General features: G+C 71.3%; 17 protein-coding genes and 1 riboswitch. Of the genes, 5 read left to right on the top strand and 12 right to left on the bottom strand.

Annotated elements, in window-relative coordinates; genetic code table 11:
• Positions 1 to 400: 400 nt before the first annotated feature.
• From GWK61_RS10825 to aroC, 8 genes are all read right to left on the bottom strand, one after another.
• Complete coding sequence (locus GWK61_RS10825) at positions 401 to 1393, bottom strand: ABC transporter substrate-binding protein (protein WP_194907964.1); 993 nt, start codon at positions 1391 to 1393, stop codon at positions 401 to 403.
• Positions 1394 to 1517: 124 nt separating this feature from the next.
• Positions 1518 to 1577: riboswitch (cobalamin riboswitch) on the bottom strand.
• A gap of 895 nt (positions 1578 to 2472) precedes the next feature.
• On the bottom strand, positions 2473 to 2910 hold the full coding sequence (gene nusB / locus GWK61_RS10820) for a transcription antitermination factor NusB (RefSeq protein WP_194907962.1): 438 nt from the start codon (positions 2908 to 2910) through the stop codon (positions 2473 to 2475).
• Positions 2910 to 3473, bottom strand: coding sequence for an elongation factor P (gene efp / locus GWK61_RS10815; protein ID WP_194907960.1), 564 nt, complete (start codon positions 3471 to 3473; stop codon positions 2910 to 2912). The genes nusB and efp overlap by 1 nt, the downstream gene beginning before the upstream one ends.
• A 61-nt stretch (positions 3474 to 3534) precedes the next feature.
• A complete protein-coding gene (locus GWK61_RS10810; RefSeq protein ID WP_194907958.1) occupies positions 3535 to 4674 on the bottom strand; it encodes an aminopeptidase P family protein in 1140 nt (379 codons plus the stop codon).
• A 24-nt stretch (positions 4675 to 4698) separates the two neighbouring features.
• Positions 4699 to 5178: a type II 3-dehydroquinate dehydratase gene (gene aroQ / locus GWK61_RS10805; protein ID WP_194907956.1), complete on the bottom strand. Its 480-nt coding sequence runs from the start codon at positions 5176 to 5178 to the stop codon at positions 4699 to 4701.
• Positions 5175 to 6302 (bottom strand): 3-dehydroquinate synthase, encoded by a 1128-nt coding sequence (aroB, locus tag GWK61_RS10800; protein WP_194907954.1) that lies wholly within the window; start codon positions 6300 to 6302, stop codon positions 5175 to 5177. Before aroB ends, aroQ begins: the two co-directional genes overlap by 4 nt.
• Positions 6299 to 6805, bottom strand: a complete 507-nt coding sequence (locus GWK61_RS10795; protein ID WP_194907952.1) for a shikimate kinase — start codon at positions 6803 to 6805, stop codon at positions 6299 to 6301. Before GWK61_RS10795 ends, aroB begins: the two co-directional genes overlap by 4 nt.
• Positions 6802 to 8031 (bottom strand): chorismate synthase, encoded by a 1230-nt coding sequence (gene aroC / locus GWK61_RS10790; RefSeq protein ID WP_194907950.1) that lies wholly within the window; start codon positions 8029 to 8031, stop codon positions 6802 to 6804. The genes GWK61_RS10795 and aroC overlap by 4 nt, the downstream gene beginning before the upstream one ends.
• A 140-nt stretch (positions 8032 to 8171) precedes the next feature.
• Between aroC and GWK61_RS10785 the strand changes: the two genes are divergently transcribed.
• The 4 genes from GWK61_RS10785 to GWK61_RS10770 all read left to right on the top strand — a co-directional run bounded on the left by GWK61_RS10785 (position 8172) and on the right by GWK61_RS10770 (position 12643).
• Complete coding sequence (locus tag GWK61_RS10785) at positions 8172 to 8966, top strand: ABC transporter permease (RefSeq protein WP_194907939.1); 795 nt, start codon at positions 8172 to 8174, stop codon at positions 8964 to 8966.
• A gap of 67 nt (positions 8967 to 9033) precedes the next feature.
• Positions 9034 to 9813 carry an ABC transporter permease gene (locus GWK61_RS10780; RefSeq protein ID WP_194907931.1) on the top strand — a complete coding sequence of 260 codons (780 nt, stop codon included), beginning with the start codon at positions 9034 to 9036 and terminating at the stop codon, positions 9811 to 9813.
• Entirely contained in the window at positions 9810 to 10763 is a 954-nt protein-coding gene (locus GWK61_RS10775; RefSeq protein WP_369125576.1) for an ABC transporter ATP-binding protein, read from the top strand. The genes GWK61_RS10780 and GWK61_RS10775 overlap by 4 nt, the downstream gene beginning before the upstream one ends.
• 83 nt (positions 10764 to 10846) lie before the next feature.
• Complete coding sequence (locus GWK61_RS10770) at positions 10847 to 12643, top strand: serine/threonine-protein kinase (RefSeq protein ID WP_194907920.1); 1797 nt, start codon at positions 10847 to 10849, stop codon at positions 12641 to 12643.
• Position 12644: 1 nt separating this feature from the next.
• Here the strand turns inward: GWK61_RS10770 and GWK61_RS10765 are convergent, their stop codons facing one another.
• Positions 12645 to 13226 (bottom strand): TetR/AcrR family transcriptional regulator, encoded by a 582-nt coding sequence (locus GWK61_RS10765; RefSeq protein WP_194907918.1) that lies wholly within the window; start codon positions 13224 to 13226, stop codon positions 12645 to 12647.
• Between the two features lie 71 nt (positions 13227 to 13297).
• Between GWK61_RS10765 and GWK61_RS10760 the strand changes: the two genes are divergently transcribed.
• Entirely contained in the window at positions 13298 to 14203 is a 906-nt protein-coding gene (locus tag GWK61_RS10760) for a class I SAM-dependent methyltransferase (RefSeq protein WP_228562078.1), read from the top strand.
• A gap of 214 nt (positions 14204 to 14417) precedes the next feature.
• On the opposite strand, the gene GWK61_RS10755 is transcribed toward GWK61_RS10760, so the two are convergent.
• Genes GWK61_RS10755 through ruvX form a run of 3 tightly spaced genes read right to left on the bottom strand, consistent with a single transcriptional unit; the run spans position 14418 to position 17900 of the window.
• On the bottom strand, positions 14418 to 15239 hold the full coding sequence (locus GWK61_RS10755; RefSeq protein WP_194907976.1) for a shikimate dehydrogenase: 822 nt from the start codon (positions 15237 to 15239) through the stop codon (positions 14418 to 14420).
• Between the two features lie 55 nt (positions 15240 to 15294).
• A complete protein-coding gene (locus tag GWK61_RS10750) occupies positions 15295 to 17373 on the bottom strand; it encodes an endolytic transglycosylase MltG (protein ID WP_194907916.1) in 2079 nt (692 codons plus the stop codon).
• On the bottom strand, positions 17373 to 17900 hold the full coding sequence (gene ruvX, locus GWK61_RS10745) for a Holliday junction resolvase RuvX (protein ID WP_228562077.1): 528 nt from the start codon (positions 17898 to 17900) through the stop codon (positions 17373 to 17375). Before ruvX ends, GWK61_RS10750 begins: the two co-directional genes overlap by 1 nt.
• Positions 17901 to 18043 lie beyond the last annotated feature (143 nt).

Genomic DNA, 18043 nt, shown 5'->3' with positions numbered 1-18043 from the left:
GGGCGGGTCGGGCGGCCGAACAGACGACCAGAGCTGCTGTGCGCCACAGCGCTCACGCCCGCCGGTACCAGTGCGCCAGCAACAGGTGCATTCACCGCACCGGCGCTGTGCTCTGCCTGCCGCTGCCCTACTGCACCGCCGCCCGCCCTGCCATCAGCGCTGACCAAGCTCGGCGAACCAGCAGCTCCGGATGCTGCACGACTGCTCTCTACCTGCCCTACCTGACCGCCGCCAGCCTTGCCATCAACCTCGGTCGAACTCCGCGAACCGCCGGATCCGAGTGCCGCCGCAGCGCCGTGCTCTGCTTGCGCGGAGTCGCCGTTGCCCACGCCACTCATGCCGCCGACGCCGCTCACGTCGGCCGGCACCGGATCCGTCCCTCGCCTCATTTCCTCCTCGCTCAGCCCTGGGCCTGGTTCACGGCCTTCGCGATCTGCTGCACCAGCTGCACCAGGCGCGGGCCCCAGCGCGAGGCGATGTCGTCGTCGATGCCGACGACGGTGCCCTTCACGGCGTTCTTCACCGCGGGGATCGCCGACCAGCCGGGGCGGGCGGCGACCGTGGCGGTGGTCTGCTGGCAGCACTTGGTGTCGGCCAGGAAGATCAGGTCGGGGGCCGAGGTGACCAGGTACTCGTCGGAGAGCTGGGGGTAGCCGCCGCCGGTCTTGTCGGCCGGGTCGGCGATGTTGGTGAGGCCGAACCGGGCGAAGATCGAGCCGATGAAGGTCTTCGACGTGGCGCTGTAGTTCCCCGGCGTGCCGACCTCGTAGTAGTACTTCAGGGGGCCGGCCGGCTTCTTCGTGGCCGCGATGGCCGCCGTGATCTGCTGCTTCATGCTCGCGACCGTGCTCGACGCGGAGCCGGCGTGGCCGGTGGCGGCGCCGAGTTCGGTGATCTGGCTGTAGGCGTCGTCGAGCGTGTTCGGCGCGTCGAACCACAACACCGGGACGTTCAGCTTCCCGAGCTGCTCCACGATCTGCGAACTGTCGTCGGCGACGACCACCAGGTCCGGGTTGTACTTCGCGATCGCCTCGGCGTTCGGCTTGTAGCCGGACAGCGTCGTCTTCGGCGCGGATGCGGGGAAGTTCGACTGGTCGTCGACCGCGACCACCTGCGAGCCCGCACCGATCTGGAACAGGTCCTCGGTGGCCGACGGTGACAGCGAGACGATCTTCTTGGGCTCGGCCGCCAGCTTCACCGCACCGTTCTTGGCGGTGATGGTCGCCGGGAACGCGGCCGTACCGGAGGCGCTGGACGTGGCGGCGGTCGACGCCCCGGCCCCGGCCGCCGCCGACGCCGACTTCGACGACGAACACCCGGCCACCAACAGCGCCGACGCCGCGACGACACCGACGGCCACCCGCCGAGTCAAAATGTGCAGACGAGAATGCACGAGGTCAGCTCCTCCGGCTGATCCGCGACCCGCACAGCACGCGCCGACCCAGATGAGGCGTGAAGCGCACAGCCGGACCGCCCCGAACCGCGAGGGCCGAACGTTGGCACACCGCGTGAGGCGACCTGGCTCGCTCCGCGAAAGGGAGCTCACAGTTGCGGGACAGCGCCGGATTCCCACCGGCTTCGCTGCACACGATGCGGACGACGCACACCGCCGTCGCCCCTGACGCTAGCAAGCACGCGGGCGCGCGCCTAACGCCGAACGGGGCGACGGCCGGTGATCTGCACTACTCCGAGCGGGTGCACCTGCGCGGCGAGCGGCCTCGCTCCGGGGAGTGGGGGCCGCTCGCCGCGCAGTCAGGCGGCGGACGCTGCTTGTGGTCGCGTCTGTCCCGGGTTCCCCGGACAACCCCGCCTGTGGGAAGGGGTTCCCGCACCTCCTGCCCGACGCCTCACCGCCGCGTGTGGCCACCGAGTGGACCCTGTCCACACCACAGGCGGGGTTGTCCCGGTTCCCTCGTCGCTGTCGGCGGGCCCTGCCAATCAGGTCGGACAGGCGGTGTCAAGTCGCACGAGGCCCAGCCACAGCAGCAGCGATCCGACTTGATACCGCCTGGCCGAGCTGATTCCGTTCACGGCGACGACAGCGATGAGGGAACCGGGACGAAGGCGACCAACACTCAGACCGGCGGCGGCGCGCGGGGTTGGTCATCCCTCCGAGCAGAGGCCGCTCGCCGCGCAGGCGCCTGCTTTTGATTTTTGGTGCCCACCACACGCGGCCGGCAGCCGCCCGCACCACGTGTGCGCAGTGACTCGGACCGGCGCGGGTCTTGTCCATCCAGACCGGCGGCCGCCAGCGCGACACTCGGGGCACAACCGAACTGCGTCCCCCAGCGAGGCCATCAACACCTGCGCGAAGCCGTAAAAAGCCCTTAAAACCCACAAACCAACCGCACCCGCCACACCCCAGCCACCCACACATAGGTCGCCCAGCGTCCGAAATCACGAAAGGGCCCGCCCCGCGACATGCGACATTCGCGAGACGGGCCCTCCATCGTTGCCGGCGGCAGAACCTGCCTACCGCTTCAAGCTGTCCTTGACCTCGGCTATCCGCGCGAGCAGCCCGTTGACGAACTGCGGCGACTCGTCGGTCGACATCAGCCGCGCCAGCGAGACCGCCTCGTCCAGGACCACCGCGTCGGGCACGTCGGCCTGCCAGAGCAGCTCGTACACGCCGATCCGCAGGACGTTGCGGTCCACGGTCGGCATGCGGTCCAGAGCCCAGCCCTCGCTGTGCTCGTCGAGCAGGTCGTCGATCTTGTCGACATGCTCCAGCACGCCCTCGACCAGGGTCGACGCGTACGGCTGCACCTGCGGGATCGTACCCTCGGGCCCCTGGGCGCGGATGCGCGCCAGGGTGTCGGCCAGGACGGTGCGCGGGTCGACGCCCCGCAGATCCGCTTCGAAGAGGATCTCCAGGGCCCGCTGGCGGGCCTTGCTCCGCGGTGAGGCCATCAGCTGCTGACGCGGCCGAGGTAGGAACCGTCGCGGGTGTCGACCTTGACCTTCTCGCCGGTGGTCAGGAACAGCGGGACCTGGATCTCGTAGCCGGTCTCCAGCTTCGCCGGCTTGGTGCCGCCGGTGGAGCGGTCGCCCTGCAGGCCCGGCTCGGTGTACTCGATGACGAGCTCGACCGCGGCCGGGAGCTCCACGTACAGGGGCGTGCCCTCGTTCGTGGCGACCAGGGCCATGGTGCCCTCGAGCATGTAGTTGGCCGCGTCGCCGACGGTGTCGCCGGAGACGTGCAGCTGGTCGTACGTGTCCATGTCCATGAACACGAAGTCGGTGCCCTCCTGGTAGAGGTACTGCATGTCACGGCGGTCGACGTTGGCCGTCTCGACCTTGATGCCGGCGTTGAAGGTCCGGTCGACCACCTTGCCCGAGAGCACGGCCTTGAGCTTCGTGCGCACGAAGGCGGGGCCCTTGCCGGGCTTGACATGCTGGAACTCCACGACAGACCAGAGCTGGTTGTCGATCTTGAGGACCATGCCGTTCTTGAGTTCGTTTGTGGACGCCACGTCGGTGTGTACTCCTGCTTCCCGACTGCCGGCCCTGGCGAGTCAGACCGCTCGGAGCGGCCTACAGCACCAGCAGTTCCTTGGTGGTAATGGTGAGCAGCTCCGGACCGCCCTCGGCCTTCGGCCGGACCACCAGGGTGTCCTCGATGCGGACACCGCCGCGGCCCGGCAGATAGACCCCGGGTTCGACGGTCACCGGAGTGCGATCATCCAGTGTACCCGGCAGACCCGCGCCCAGCCTCGGGTCCTCATGGATCTCCAGGCCGACGCCGTGTCCGAGCCCGTGGCCGAAGTACTCGCCGTAGCCCGCGGCCTCGATCACGGCGCGCGCCGCGGCGTCCACGTCGGCGCACCGCGCGCCCGGCGCCAGCGCCTGCCGGCCGGCCTTCTGCGCGGCGAACACCAGGTCGTAGACCTCGACCTGCCAGTCCGCCGGGGCCCGGCCGACCACGAAGGTGCGGGTCATGTCGGCGTGGTAGCCCTGGTAGAGCGCGCCGAAGTCGATCTTGAGGAACTCGCCCTCGCCGACCCGGCGCTCCCCGGGCCGGTGGTGCGGCACCGCGGAATTCGGTCCGCAGGCCACGATCGTGTCGAAGGCCCGGCCGTCCGCGCCGTGGTCGGTCATCCGGCGCTCCAGCTCCTGCGCGATGTGCCGCTCGGTGCGCCCGATCAGGATCGACTCGGTGAGCTCGGCCAGCGCGCGGTCGGAGATGGCGCAGGCCTCGCGGATGAGCGCGATCTCACTCTCGTCCTTGACCCGGCGCAGCTCCTCCACCGCGTGGCCGAGCCCGACCAGCCGGGCGCTCGGCGCCGCCGCGGTGAGCTCGGCGGACAGCTGCCGGTGCTCCTCGACGGTGATCTCGTGCTCCTCCACCGCGATCCGCCGCAGCCCGTCCTTGGCAGCGCGCTCGACCAGCGCCGGGGCGCAGTGCCGGACGATGATCCGCTCCACGTCCGGCACCTCGGAGGCGGCCTGGGTGTCGTAGCGGAAGTCCGTGCAGAACACCGCGCCGCCGCGGGTGACCAGCACCGCGCCGTTGGACCCGGTGAAGCCGGTCAGGTAGCGCACGTTCACCAGCTTGGTGACCAGCGCGGCGTCCGCGTCCACCGCCTCCAGCCGGGCCCGCAGCCGCTCGCGGCGGGTGGCGTAGGCCTCGGGTGCGATGGCGGCGGGTCCGGCGGCGGTACGGTCAGCGGTCATGCCCTCTACACTACGAAGCTCCGTTCACTCCGGCAGCTCAGACAGGGCTCTTAGCGCCAGAAGATAGGAGTTGATCCCGAACCCGGCGATGGTCCCGCTGGCCACCGGCGCGATGACGCTCGTGTGCCGGAAGGCCTCGCGCGCGTACGGGTTGGAGATGTGCACCTCGATCAGCGGCGCGGTGCGCTGCGCGGCGGCGTCGCGCATGGCGTACGAGTAGTGCGTGAACGCGCCGGGGTTGATGACGACCGGCAGCCGGCCGTCGGCGGCCTCGTGCAGCCAGCGCACGATCTCGCCCTCATCGTTGGTCTCGCGTACCTCGACGGCGAAGCCGAGCTCGGCGCCGGCCGCCTCGCAGGCCTTGACCAGACCGGCGTAGGAGACGGAGCCGTAGACGTCGGGCTCGCGGCTGCCGAGGCGGCCGAGGTTGGGGCCGTTGAGGACCAGGACTTTGCGGAGCTTGTCCGGCTTGTTCTGCTGGTTCGGCTCGTGCTGCTCGCTCACAGGTCCACCACTCCCCCAGCGCTCTGTTCCTCGGCGACCTCGCTGTAAGCCGCGACCAGCAACGCCGGATCCGGGCCCTCCAGCACGCCGGGCTTGGCCAAGCCGTCGAGCACGATGAAGCGCAGCGTATCGGCGCGCGACTTCTTGTCCACGCGCATGGTCTCCAGCAGCTTCGGCCAGGCGTGGCCGTCGTAGGTGGTCGGCAGGCCGAGCGCGGTCAGGAGCTCGCGGTGGCGGTCGGCGGTGGCGTCGTCGAGGCGGCCGGCGACGCGGCCGAGTTCGGCGGCGAAGACCATGCCGACGCTGATCGCCGCGCCGTGGCGCCAGCGGTAGCGCTCGTTGCGCTCGATGGCGTGGCCCAGGGTGTGGCCGTAGTTCAGGATCTCGCGGCGGCCGGCTTCCTTCAGGTCGGTGGAGACCACGTCGGCCTTGACCGCGACGGCGCGCTCGATCAGCTCGCGGGTGTGCGGGCCGTCGAAGCGCCTGGCGCCCTCGATGTCGGACTCGACCAGGCGCAAGATCTCCGGGTCGGCGATGAAGCCGCACTTGACGACCTCGGCCAGGCCCGCGACGAAGTCGTTGGCCGGCAGCGTCTGCAGCGTGTCCAGGTCGCACAGCACGCCGGCCGGCGGGTGGAAGGCGCCGACCAGGTTCTTGCCCTCGGCGGTGTTGATGCCGGTCTTGCCGCCGACCGCGGCGTCCACCATGCCCAGCAGCGTGGTCGGGATCTGCACCACCCGGACGCCGCGCAGCCAGGTCGCGGCGGCGAAGCCGGCCAGGTCGGTGGTGGCGCCGCCGCCGAGGCCGACGACGGCGTCGGTGCGGGTGAAGGTGGACTTGCCGAGCACTTCCCAGATGTAGGCCAGGACGTCGACCGACTTGGCCTCCTCGGCGTCCGGGACCTCGATGGTCAGCGCCTGGTAGCCGCCGTGCTCGATGAGGTCGTCGCGGACCGCCTCGGCGGTCGCGGCCAGCGCGCGCGGGTGCACGATCGCCACCCGCACGGCCTTGGGACCGATCAGGCCGGGCAACTCGCCGAGCAGGCCGTGGCCGACGACGACGTCGTAGGGCGTCTCGCCGGCGACCTTGATGCGGGTCGCGGGGCCCGCCGCTTCGACGTTCACTGCTGGTTCCCCAGGCTTTCGATGATCTCCGCCGCGACCTCTTCGGGCTCGCGGTCGGTGCGGACGGTCAGGACGGCGACCTCCTCATAGAGGGGACGCCGCTCGTCCATCAGCTTGAGCAGGGTGCCGCGCACGTTGCCCAGCAGCAGCGGACGGTCGCGGTTGAGGCCGACGCGGGAGGCGGCGTCGGTGAGCGTCACCTCCAGGAAGGCGACACGGTGCTCCTTGAGCAGGATCCTGGTGTCGGCGTCGAGGATGGCGCCGCCGCCGAGGGCCAGGACGCCGTCGTGGGTGGCCAGCGCCTCCTTCACCGCGGCCTTCTCCAACGCGCGGAAGTGCGGCTCGCCGTGCTCGACGAAGATGTCGGAGATCTGCCGGCCGGCGGCGGTCTCGATGTCCTCGTCGGAGTCCCGGAAGGCGACGCCGAGCCGGTCGGCCACGAGCCGGCCGACGGTGGACTTGCCGGAGCCCGGGGCCCCGACCAGGACGACGACCGGGCTCACGCCTGCGCCCCCGGTCCGTGCTGCGGGCCCGCGATCTGCACCGGCAGGTTCGCGAGGTAGGACTCGTAGTTGCGGCGGGTCTCCTTGACCGAGTCGCCGCCGAACTTCTCCAGCACCGCGTCGGCCAGCACCAGCGCGACCATCGCCTCCGCGACGACACCGGCGGCCGGAACCGCACAGACATCCGAGCGCTGGTGGTGCGCCACGGCCGACTCGCCGGTGGCGGTGTCGACGGTGCCCAGGGCCTTGGGGATGGTGGCGATGGGCTTCATCGCGGCGCGGACGCGTAGCAGCTCGCCGGTGGACATGCCGCCCTCGGTGCCGCCGCTGTGGCCGGTGCGGCGGCGGACGGCCAGGGGGTCGTTGGCGACCGCTTCCATCTCGTCGTGCGCCTGCGAGCCGGGGGTGCGGGCCAGCAGGAAGCCGTCACCGATCTCCACGCCCTTGATGGCCTGGATGCCCATGATCGCGCCGGCCAGCCTGGCGTCCAGGCGGCGGTCGGACTGCACGTGCGAGCCCAGGCCCGGCGGGAGGCCGTAGACGACCACCTCGACGACGCCGCCGAGGGTGTCGCCGTCCTTGTGCGCCTGGTCGATCTCGGCGATCATCGCCGCCTCGGCGCCGGGGTCCAGGCAGCGCACCGGGGAGGCGTCGAGCTTGTCGACGTCCTCGGGGCGCGGCAGGACGGCCTCGCGCGGGGACTCGGCGCCGCCGATGCCGACGACGTGCGAGACGATCTCGGCCCCGAGGGCCTGGCGCAGGAACTCGCGCGCCACCTCGCCGAGCGCGACGCGGGCCGCGGTCTCGCGCGCGGAGGCCCGCTCCAGGACGGGGCGGGCGTCGTCAAAACCGTACTTCTGCATGCCGGCGAGGTCGGCGTGGCCGGGCCGCGGCCGGGTCAGCGGCGCGTTGCGCGCCTGCGCGTCCAGCACCTCCGGATCGACCGCGTCGGCGGCCATGACCGTCTCCCACTTGGGCCACTCGGTGTTGCCGACCTGGATCGCGATGGGGCCGCCCTGGGTGAGGCCGTGGCGCACGCCGCCGAGGATGGTCACCTGGTCCTGCTCGAACTTCATCCGCGCGCCGCGGCCGTAGCCGAGGCGGCGGCGCGCGAGGGCGTCGGTGATGGCCTTGGTGGAGGTCTGGACTCCGGCCGGGAGTCCTTCTAGGACCGCGGTGAGGGCGGGGCCGTGGGATTCACCTGCGGTGAGCCAGCGTAGCGACATGGCCCGATTCTTCCACGTCTCGACTGGCGAGCCGGACGGCGTTCGGGGAGTGGACGGCGGGTGGTTCCCCGCAAACCCCGTTGCACAGCGCACCCGCGCGCTGGCACAGTGCCAAGTTCGCCCCCGGAAGGACAGGACCCTTGGTCGTCTATGCCCTGATCACCCGACAAGCTTTCCGGCGCTATCTCACCTACCGCGGCGCGTTGTTCGGCGGCGTGCTCGCCAACACCGTGTTCGGTGTCATCAAGGCCTTCATCATGACCGCCGTGTGGCGTCAGCGGTCGACCATCGGCGGTTATGGCCTGGCCGACGTGCTCACCTATGTCTTCCTCGCGCAGGCGATGATCGGGCCGATGTCGTTGCTCACCAACGGGCTCGACATCCCGGCTCGGGTGCGGTCCGGGGACATCGGGACGGACTTGTTCCGGCCCGTCGATTTTCAGAACTACTGGTTGGCGACCGATCTGGGGCGGGCGGGGTTCGCGCTGCTCGGGCGCAGTGTGGTGCCCTTCGTGATCGGTGGGCTGCTGTTCCATCTGCACGTCCCCAAGGACCCGCGGGTGTGGGCCGCTTTTCTGGTGGCTGTGTTCCTTGGGACGATCGTCAGCTTCGCCATGCGCTACCTGGTGGCGATGTCCTGCTTCTGGCTGCTGGATGAGAAGGGCGTGACCGGGCTGGCGAACGTCCTGACCGGGGTCTTCGGCGGCATGATCGTGCCGCTGGTCCTGTTCCCGTCCTGGCTGGGGCACCTTGCGCGGACGCTGCCATGGGCCTCGCTGGTGCAGGTTCCGGCGGACGTGTTCCTCGGGAAGCGGACCGGCGCGTCGGTCGGCGGGGCCTACCTGTTCGAGATCGGCTGGGCCGCGGCACTACTGCTGCTCGGGCGGCTGGTCACGCGGCGAGCGCGGCACCGGGTGGTGGTCCAGGGTGGCTGAGCCGCATCTTGAACACAGGATTGACCACCGCTTCGAGCAGAGGCCGCCGGGGGTCGTGGCGACCTATATGTTCACGGCACGCATGTGGGCGCGCGCGGCTCTGCAGTACCGCGCCTCCATGGTGCTGATGATGGTCAACTCCCTCCTCACCGCCAGCCTGGAGCTGTTCGGCATCCTGGTCGTGTTCGGCAACGTCCACTCACTCGGTGGGTTCTCCCTCTCGGAGGCCCTGTACCTCTATGGGACCGCGCAGGCCGCGTTCTTCACCAGCGACCTGCTGTTCACCGGGACCGAGTATCTGGCCGACCGCATCCGCCTGGGCACCTTCGACAGCCTGCTGGTCCGGCCGGTCGGGGTGCTGCCGCAGGTCTTCGCCGACCAGTTCACACCGCGGCGGCTGGCGCCGTTGGTCCCGGCGTACGCGGCGCTGGCGATCGGCGTGGCTCGGGCGCCGGTGCACTGGACGCTGCTGCGCGTGGCCATGGTGCCCTACACGCTGCTGGTCGGGGTGGCCGTCTTCGGGGCGGTGTGGATCCTGGTCGGCGCCTTCCAGATCGTCGCTGCGGACGCCTCGGAGGTGATGAACAGCGTCACCTACGGCGGCCAGTTCATGACGTCGTACCCCTTGTCCCTGTACGGCCGGAACCTGATGCTGTTCCTGACCTTCGGTCTCCCGCTGGCCTACGTGAACTGGCAGCCCACGCTCTACGTCCTGGGCCACGCCGACCCGCTCGGCACGCCCTCCTTCCTGCGCTTCGCCGGGCCGCTGTTCGCCGCCGCCCTGTGGGGCCTGGCTCTGCTCGCCTGGCGCGCCGCCCTGCGCCACCACCGATCCACCGGGAGCTGACCGCCGTGCTCATCGAAGCCGAGAACCTGTCGAAGACCTACACGCTGCGCAAGAAGGCCGGCCGCCTGAAACGGGAGCGGACCACCGTCGAGGCGGTCCGCGACCTGAACCTGTCCGTCGCCGAGGGCGAGCTGCTGGGCTACATCGGGCCCAACGGCGCGGGCAAGTCCACCTCCATCAAGATGTTCACCGGCATCCTGTCGCCCTCGGCCGGGAAGCTGCACGTCGCGGGGCTGGAGCCGATCCGGGACCGCAAGCAGCTGGCGCGGCGCATCGGCGTGGTCTTCGGGCAGCGCACCACGCTGTGGTGGGACCTGCCGCTGCGCGACTCCTTCGCGCTGCTGCACCGCATGTACGCCGTCCCGGACGCGCGCTTCGCCGCCAACCTCAAGCGCTACGTCGCCCTGCTCGAACTGGAGCCGCTGCTCGACACCCCGGTGCGCCAGCTCAGCCTCGGCCAGCGGATGCGCGGCGACCTGACCGCGGCGCTGCTGCACGACCCGGCCGTGCTCTACCTGGACGAGCCGACGATCGGCCTGGACGTCACCAGCAAGGCCGTGGTCCGCGAGTTCCTGTCCGAGCTGAACCGAGAACAGGGCACGACGATCGTGCTCACCACCCACGACCTGGACGACATCGAGCGCCTGTGCCGCCGGGTCGTGGTCATCGACCACGGGACCGTCGCCTACGACGGCGAGCTGACCGCGCTGCGGGCCCGGGTGGCCCCGGACCGGACGCTGGTCGTGGACCTGGCCGCGGCCGGCCCGGCGATCGACGTCCCGGGCGCGAAGGTGACGCGCGTGGACGGCGCGCGGCAGTGGCTGGCGTTCCCCGCCGAGGCGAACGCGGCGGCTCTGGTGGCCGCGATCGCGGGCCGCTACGAGTTGCTCGACGTCTCCATCCGGGACGCAGACATCGAAGAGGTTATTCGCAACCTGTACACAGGCTGATACGGTAACCGCGCAATCTCGGGCGTGGCTGCTGATCTGTATTCACCAAATAAAGATCTGTAACGACTTTTCTGGGAGGCGCGTTGGCCGGATGGACGGTTCCCGGGTACACCGAAACCCGGGTACTCCGCACTGGGGAGACCGGCCGGGTCGTCGAGGCCGTGCACGACGCGAGCGGCGACCGGGTCACGATCACGTATCCGGGCGCCAAGCCGTGCTCGGACCCGGCGTTCCGGGAGCGCTTCCGCGACGAGGCGGCGCGGCTCGCGGGCCTGGAGCACCCGAACGTGGTGCGGGTCCGCGAGCTGGTGGCGACCGCGACCGCGATCGCACTGATCAGCGAGGCGGTGGAGGGCGCGGCACTGCGGAGGGTGCTGACGACCTCGATCCCGCTGAAGCCGCTGACGCCGGAGGCGGCGCTCGCGGTGATGAAGGCGTCGCTGGCCGGGCTCGGCGCGGCGCAGGAGGTCGGCGTCGTGCACCGCGACTACCAGCCGTCGAACGTGGTGATCGGCAGCGACGGGGTCGCGAAGGTGGGCGGTTTCGGCCTCGCCGTGCGGACCGAGGCGATGATGCCGGCGGCCGGTACGCCTTCTTATATGGCGCCGGAGCTGTGGGAGGGGGCGACGCCGCGGTCGGTGACCGACATGTACGCGGTCACGGCGACCTTCTACGAATGCCTGACGGGACGCGTGCCGTACGCGGCGGATTCCGTGTTCGAGCTGCAGACGCTGCACCGCGCGGCGCCGATACCCGTGGCCGACGTGCCCGCCGCGTTGCGGCCGCTGCTGGCTCAGGGGTTGGCCAAGACCCCGGTGGAGCGGCCTGGCGACACAGCGGACTTCCTCGCGGAGCTGGAAGCGGCTGCGGTCGTGGAGTACGGATTGGAGTGGGAGGAGCGCGGGCGGCAGGAGCTGGCCGCACTGGTAGCGGCGCTTCCCGCGGATAACGCGATAGCCGGGACGTCAGCCGGTCAGACCATCTGGTACGAGGAAGACCTCTCGCACGGCCTCTTGGGCGACGACGGCGAGGGGATGGGGCGCGGCACCAAGGCCGGGCTCGCCGCAGCCGCGATCGCGGTGATCGGCGCGGTGGTCGCGGCCGTGGCGTTCTCTCCCGGGAAGCACGCGGCGGCGGCTACCGGGCCGTCCGGGCAACTGGTCGTGACGCCCACCGACTCGTCGTCGGTGACCGACGACGCGTCGCCGGGGCTGGCGGCGGGAGGCGCGCCAACGCCCGGTTCGAGCAGCGCGGACAGCAGTTCCTCCGCGAAGTCGGCGACCAGCGGCCCGACCACGCCGGCGTCCGCGACCACGACGGTCACGGCGCCGCTGTCGTCGGCGACGCCGATCGGCCTGCCGTTGTCGAGTCTGGGCTCGCCGGGACCGTGGCCCAGCTATCCGCCGCCGCCTCCGCACTCGACGACGGTTCCGAGCACGCCGCCCGGGAGCACCGGGCCGACGACGACGCCGAGCGTCGCGGTGACCATCTCGGCCAGCGCGTCCATGGCGAACGGCAAGTACAGCGGGCCGTGTCCGCCCGCTGATCTGCCGACCGGGACGGTCACGTTCACCGTCGGCGGGCTGCCGGCCGGCGGCACGGTGCCGATCACCTATCACTGGCATGTGGTCGGCGGCGGCGCCGGCGGCGCGACGATCACCGCGCACGACGGCTCCGTGACAGATCAGTTCAAAGTTTGGGACGACCAGCGCGCCCAGAAGGGGCTCTCCGGCACGGTCGACATCACCTGGAGCGCGCCGGGCACGCCCGGGGGCACGACGAGCGCCGGGTCCGTGGACATCAGCTGCACGCCGAGCGGCGGCGGCAGCAGCAGCGGTCCCACCAGCTCGTCCGGCAACACCACCGGCGCTACTAGCTGAATTACCCCAGGCCCAACGCCTCGACGACGAACCGCCGGACCTCGCTGAAGGCCGGCGGTCCGTCGTCGCGCCCGGCGGCGGCCAGCTGCGTCGACCCGATCAGCATCAGCGTCTTGAGCTCGGGATCGAACCCGGCGGGCAGCCGGCCCAGAGCACGCTCGGCCTCCAGGTAGCCGACGACCATGCGCGTGCCCTCGGTCAGCACTGGCAGGCCGGGGACGCCGGCCGCGCGCAGCCGGGCCCGCAGGCCGTCGCGGAAGGTCACCAGCGCCAGCACGTGCTGCGCCACCGAACCGAAGAAGTCGGTCAGCGCCTCGGCCAGGTTGTCGGCGAGATCGCCCTGCCCGGCGCGGGCGCGCAGGCGCTCGTCCCGGTCGGTCACGCGGCGCGCGCACTCGATGAGGTAGTCGGCGAGGAAGGCGTCGAAGTCGGCGAAGTGCCGGTGCAGCACGCCCTTGGCCACGCCGGCCTCGTCGGTGACCGCGCGGCTGGTCAGCGCGGCCGGGCCGGCGCCGAGCAGGACCCGCTCGGCGGCGTCGAAGAGCTGCTGGCGGGGGTCGCGGATGGCGATGCCGGTGGGCAACGGCGGGGTCCCTTCAACGATTGCGGCGGCGATTCCTGGACGAGTGGGCAGGCGCCCATTAGAGTGGGCACATGGTCACTATAGTCGGAGGCACCCCGCCTGAGCAGCCCAGCGAGCCGATTCCGCAGGCAGACAAGCCGATCGCCGACATGCCAATCACTGACAACCCGCTCGCCAATAAGCCGATCACTGACAAATCGCTTGCCGACAAGCCGATCGCCGAGTCCTTCGGCGACGACCCCGAGCGCTACAACCGCGCCCGGCCGGGCTACCCGCGTGCGTTGATCGAGCGCATCGTGGCCGACCGGCCGGGTCGCAGCGTGCTGGACGTCGGCTGCGGCACCGGCATCGCCGCCCGGCAGTTCCAGGCCGCCGGCTGCGAGGTCACCGGCGTCGAGCCGGACGAGCGCATGGCGGCGTTCGCGGCCGAGCGCGGCCTGCGCGTCGAGATCGCGAAGTTCGAGGACTGGGACCCGGCCGGCCGCGTCTTCGACACCCTGACCGCCGCCATGACCTGGCACTGGGTCGATCCGGCGGCAGGCGCCGCACAGGCCGCGCGCGTCGTACGGCCCGGCGGACGGATCGCGCTGTTCTGGAACGCCTTCCAGCTGCCGCCGGACCTCGCGAAGGCATTCGCGAAGGTCTACGCCGACCTCCAACCGCAGATGCCGACCTTCCGGACCGGCGGCGCCCAATTCAGCAAGAACATCTACGCACCGCTGCTGGCCAGCACCGCCGAGCGCCTGCACGAGGCCGGCTTCGAACCCGCCGACCAGTGGCGCGACGAGTGGCAGCGCACCTACACCAGCGCCGAGTGGGTGGACCTCTTCCCGACCTTCGGCGGCCACGCACTGCTGCCCCGCGATCAGGTGGCCGCACTACAGGAGGCAATCGGCGCGGAGGTGGACGCGGTCGGCGGGGAGTTCGCGGTGGAGTATGCGACTGTGACAGTCACGGCAGTCCGGGCCGACAGCTAAAAACAGTTGAAACGGCTCAGGCAACTGAAGCACCTGAGGCGGACATACGATTCCGGCTGGATAGCGACACCCACGCGAAGATCACCTCGCCCCAGGACTACTCCAGCGAGCTGCCACCAGGACCGGACCTCAGCGCGCAGACGAAGCTGCTTGCCCCGCGCTTCGCATCGCCGCCAGCGCCCGGCCGGTCCAGCGCCGTCGGCGCGATCGGACCTCAGCGCGCAGACAAAGCCGCTTCCCCAGCACTGCGCATCGCCGCCAGAGGCGCCGGGACCCGGCCGGTCATCAGCTCCGCCTGTAGCACCGCCTGGTGCACCAGCAGGTCCAGGCCGCCCAGCACGGCGCCGCCGTGCGCCGTCCAGGCGGCGGCGAGTGGGGTCGGCCAGGGGTGGTAAAGCACGTCGAACAGGGTGCCGGGGGTTGTCGGGACCGCCGCGGCGAGGGTGTCGGTCGCGCCGGCGGGGGTGGTGCTGATCACGAGTTCGCACTCGAAGGCCGCTGCGGCCTCGTGCCAGTCGCGGATGCGGACTGGGGTGCCGACTGCTTCGGCGATCGCGTGGACCTCGGGGTCGCGGGCGTGGTTGCGGATGAAGACCTCGACCTCGCTCTTGGCGATGCCGGACAGGGCCGACAGGGCTGAGGACGCCGTCGCGCCGGCGCCGAGTACCGCGGCCGAGGCGGCCTCGGTCACGTGGCGCTCGGCCAGGGCGTTGACCAGGCCTGGGACGTCGGTGTTGGTGCCGGTGCGGGAGCCGTCCGGGGCGAACAGCACTGTGTTCACCGCCTCGACGGCGCGGGCTGTCGCGCTCACCTCGTCGAGGAGCGGGATCACCGCGCGCTTGAGCGGCATGGTCAGGGACAGGCCGGCCCAGGAGGCGTCGAGGCCGGACAGGAAGGCCGGGAGCGACGCCTCGTCGACCTCGTGCGCGTCGTAGGTCCAGTCGGTCAGGCCGAGCGCGGCGTAGGCGGCCCGGTGCAGGACCGGGGACAGCGAGTGCGCGATCGGGCTGCCGAGGACGGCGGCGTGGCGGATCAGGTCGGGTTCCTCACTGCGAAGGTCCGCACTGTGACGGTGCTCATTGCGAAGGTCCTCATTGCGAAGTGGAGCAGGCCTTGTCGCGTTGCTTCTGCTGGTACTTGGTGTAGAAGTTCGTGCCGGTGGCGGTGACACACCAGTAGTAGTCGCCCTCGTGCGTCGGCGCCAGCGCGGCCTTGATCATGTCGTCCGACGTGAGGTAGACCGGCGTCGGGGGCAGGCCGTGGTGCGGCGCGTAGGTCGAGTACGGGTTGGTGGCGTCCTGGACCTGGGCCGCGCTCGGGAGCTTGCCGGGGCCGAGGTGGCCGATCACGAACAGCGCGGTGGAGTCCACGCCCAGCGGGTCGTTGGCCTTCAGGCGCGCGTAGACGCCCTCGGCGACCCGGGCGCCGTCGGTCGGGTCGGTGACCTCGCCCTCGGCGATCGAGGCGACGGTCAGCACCTGCTCCGGCGTGCACTTGGCGGTCCCGCAGGTCAGCGTCGCGGCCTTGGCCACGAAGTTGATCTGGTTCAGGTACGCCATCCGGTTCGCCACCATCTGCGTCAGCACGCTCTTCGGCGTGTCGGCCGACGTCAGCGAGTAGGTGCCCGGTTCGAGCATGCCCTCGATCGTGGGCTTGTGGGTGGTGGAGTCCACCGCCCACGGCGGCAGGCCGATCGTGTTGCCCGAGATCGCCGCGTCGAAGTCGGCCTGCTTCCACTTGCGCTTGTCGATCATGCTTGCCACGACGTCCTTGCCCCACTCGTGGGAAGTCACGATTATCTGCGAGGCGTCGGACAGGTTCGACTTCTTCAACAGCTCCAGCACGGCGTTGGAGCCGGAGAGCGACGGGCAGATCGAGTAGGTCCCGGCGGTGATGCCGGAGGAGCCCTGGTTCTGGTTCGCCGCGTTGACGTACGCCCGCGTGCTCTTCACCACGCCGGCGGTGAACAGGGCGTTCGCTATCTGCGATCCGGTCGCGCCGCGCGGGATGTCGACCGGGACCTTCGCGGCGGCCGTGCAGTTCGCCGCGGCGGTGAAGTCGGGGGCCGGGCCGTACTTGCCCTTGTAGTAGGAGTAGCCGGCGTACATGCAGCCGCCGAACAGGCTCAGGATGCCGACGAGCACGAACAGCGGCGCCCAGGCGCGCAGCTTGCCGCCGCGGCGGCGCGGGGGCTGGTCCTCGAAGAAGCCGTCCTGGTCGCCCCAGTCGCCGCCGCCCTGGTCGTAGCCCTGCTCGTAGCCGCTCTGGCCGTACTCCTCCTCGGCGCCGCCGCCGCGGCGACCCCGGCCGCCCCGGCGGCCGCGCGAGCGGCCGGCCCGGCCGCCGTCGTCCCAGCCCTCGCTGCCGTGCTCGGCGTAGCCGTCGTCGGTGGGGGCCGAGGTGCCGGTGTCGCCCCACCCGTCGTCCGTGTACGGCTCCGCCGCGGTCGTGGTGGCCCGGCCGGCGCCGTAAGGGTCCTGCGACGGCTGCGCGTAGGGGTCGATGACCTCGCTCTGCACGACCTTCGGGCCCGGGCGGGCGGCGCGGCGGCCGCCGCGCGGGACGCCGGCGCCGGCGTCCGCCGGCGCGGCCGGCTGGCCGTAGCCCTGCGGCGCCTGCTGACCGTAGCCGGGCTGCTGGTAACCCGGCTGCGCCTGCTGGCCCGGCTGACCCGGCTGGCCCGGCTGCCCTTGCTGTCCATACCCCTGCGGCGCCTGCGCCTGCTGGCCGTACTGCCCCTGCTGCGGCGGCTGGCCGTAGCCGCGGGTGCCCGCGCCGGGCTGCGCCTGCTGGCCCGGGATCGGCGCGGCCGGCTGGCCCGGCTGGCCCGCCTGACCCGCCTGACCGTACCCGCGCTGCTGCTGGCCGTAGCCACGCTGCTGACCGTACTGGTCCTGCTGGCCGGCCTGGCCCTGCGGAGCCTGTGGGGCCTGCTGCCCCGGCTGGCCGTAAGCACCCTGCTGTTGCTGTCCGTACCCCTGCTGACCGTACGAACCCTGCTGCTGGCCGTAGCCGCGGTCGTAACCGGACTGCTGCTGACCCTGCTGGCCCTGCTGCTGCTCGTACGACGACGGATCCTGGTCATACGGATCCGACGGCTGTCCATCGGCCCTCCGGCGGCCCCGCCCCTGAGGCGCGTCGCCCCCGTATCGCCAATCGCCGTCGCTCATCAGTTGCCGTCCTCCAGCTGGACCATCGTGCCGGGCGGACGTCCGGACATCCGTTCGGCATCAAGTGCGTTCTGCAAGATAACCACGGCGGCCGCTTGGTCTACCACCGATCTGCCCTTCTTGGCCTTGACGCCCGAGGCGCGCAGCCCCTGGGTCGCGGTGACCGTGGAAAGCCGCTCGTCGACCAGCCGGACCGGCCGCCGCGGACCCAGGCGGCGGGCCAGATCCCGGGCGTAGCCCCGGATCTTGGCCGCGGCCGGGCCCTCGCCGCCGGACAGCGAACGCGGCAGGCCGACCACGATCTCGAAGGCCTCGTACTCAGCGGCCAGGGCCGCCAGGCGGTCCAGGGAGCCCCGGCGCGGCTCGGCCTTCACCGTCTCCACCGGGGTGGCGAGCAGGCCGTCGCGGTCGCAGGAGGCGACGCCGATCCGGACCGTGCCGACGTCCACCCCCAGCCGCACGCCCCGGCGCATCTCGCGCTGCGGGACGGGATGCGGAGACGGTTCCGGGACCTCCGGTAGTTCCATGATCCGCGGTCCTCCATCCGTCCGGGCACGGCCCACTCCAACCGTGACGCGTCCGTGACCGTACCCGGTTCCGGCCTCCGCTGTCGCCTCCGGCGCCGATAAACCGATTTGCCGGACACCGCATGACAAGGTACGAATCACCG

The organism is Catenulispora rubra, assembly GCF_015356825.1.
Lineage (GTDB): Bacteria > Actinomycetota > Actinomycetes > Streptomycetales > Catenulisporaceae > Catenulispora > Catenulispora rubra.
The sequence above is the reverse complement of the archived record's forward strand: the minus strand, read 5'-3'. Positions and strand labels throughout refer to the sequence as shown.

Excerpts from the sequence above, each read along its gene's own strand:
- nusB (WP_194907962.1), bottom strand. The coding sequence starts at position 2,910 with ATGGCCTCACCGCGGAGCAAGGCCCGCCAGCGGGCCCTGGAGATCCTC.
- GWK61_RS10810 (WP_194907958.1), bottom strand. The coding sequence starts at position 4,674 with ATGACCGCTGACCGTACCGCCGCCGGACCCGCCGCCATCGCACCCGAG.
- aroC (WP_194907950.1), bottom strand. The coding sequence starts at position 8,031 with ATGTCGCTACGCTGGCTCACCGCAGGTGAATCCCACGGCCCCGCCCTC.
- GWK61_RS10780 (WP_194907931.1), top strand. The coding sequence starts at position 9,034 with ATGTTCACGGCACGCATGTGGGCGCGCGCGGCTCTGCAGTACCGCGCC.
- GWK61_RS10760 (WP_228562078.1), top strand. The coding sequence starts at position 13,298 with ATGGTCACTATAGTCGGAGGCACCCCGCCTGAGCAGCCCAGCGAGCCG.
- GWK61_RS10750 (WP_194907916.1), bottom strand. The coding sequence starts at position 17,373 with ATGAGCGACGGCGATTGGCGATACGGGGGCGACGCGCCTCAGGGGCGG.
- ruvX (WP_228562077.1), bottom strand. The coding sequence starts at position 17,900 with ATGGAACTACCGGAGGTCCCGGAACCGTCTCCGCATCCCGTCCCGCAG.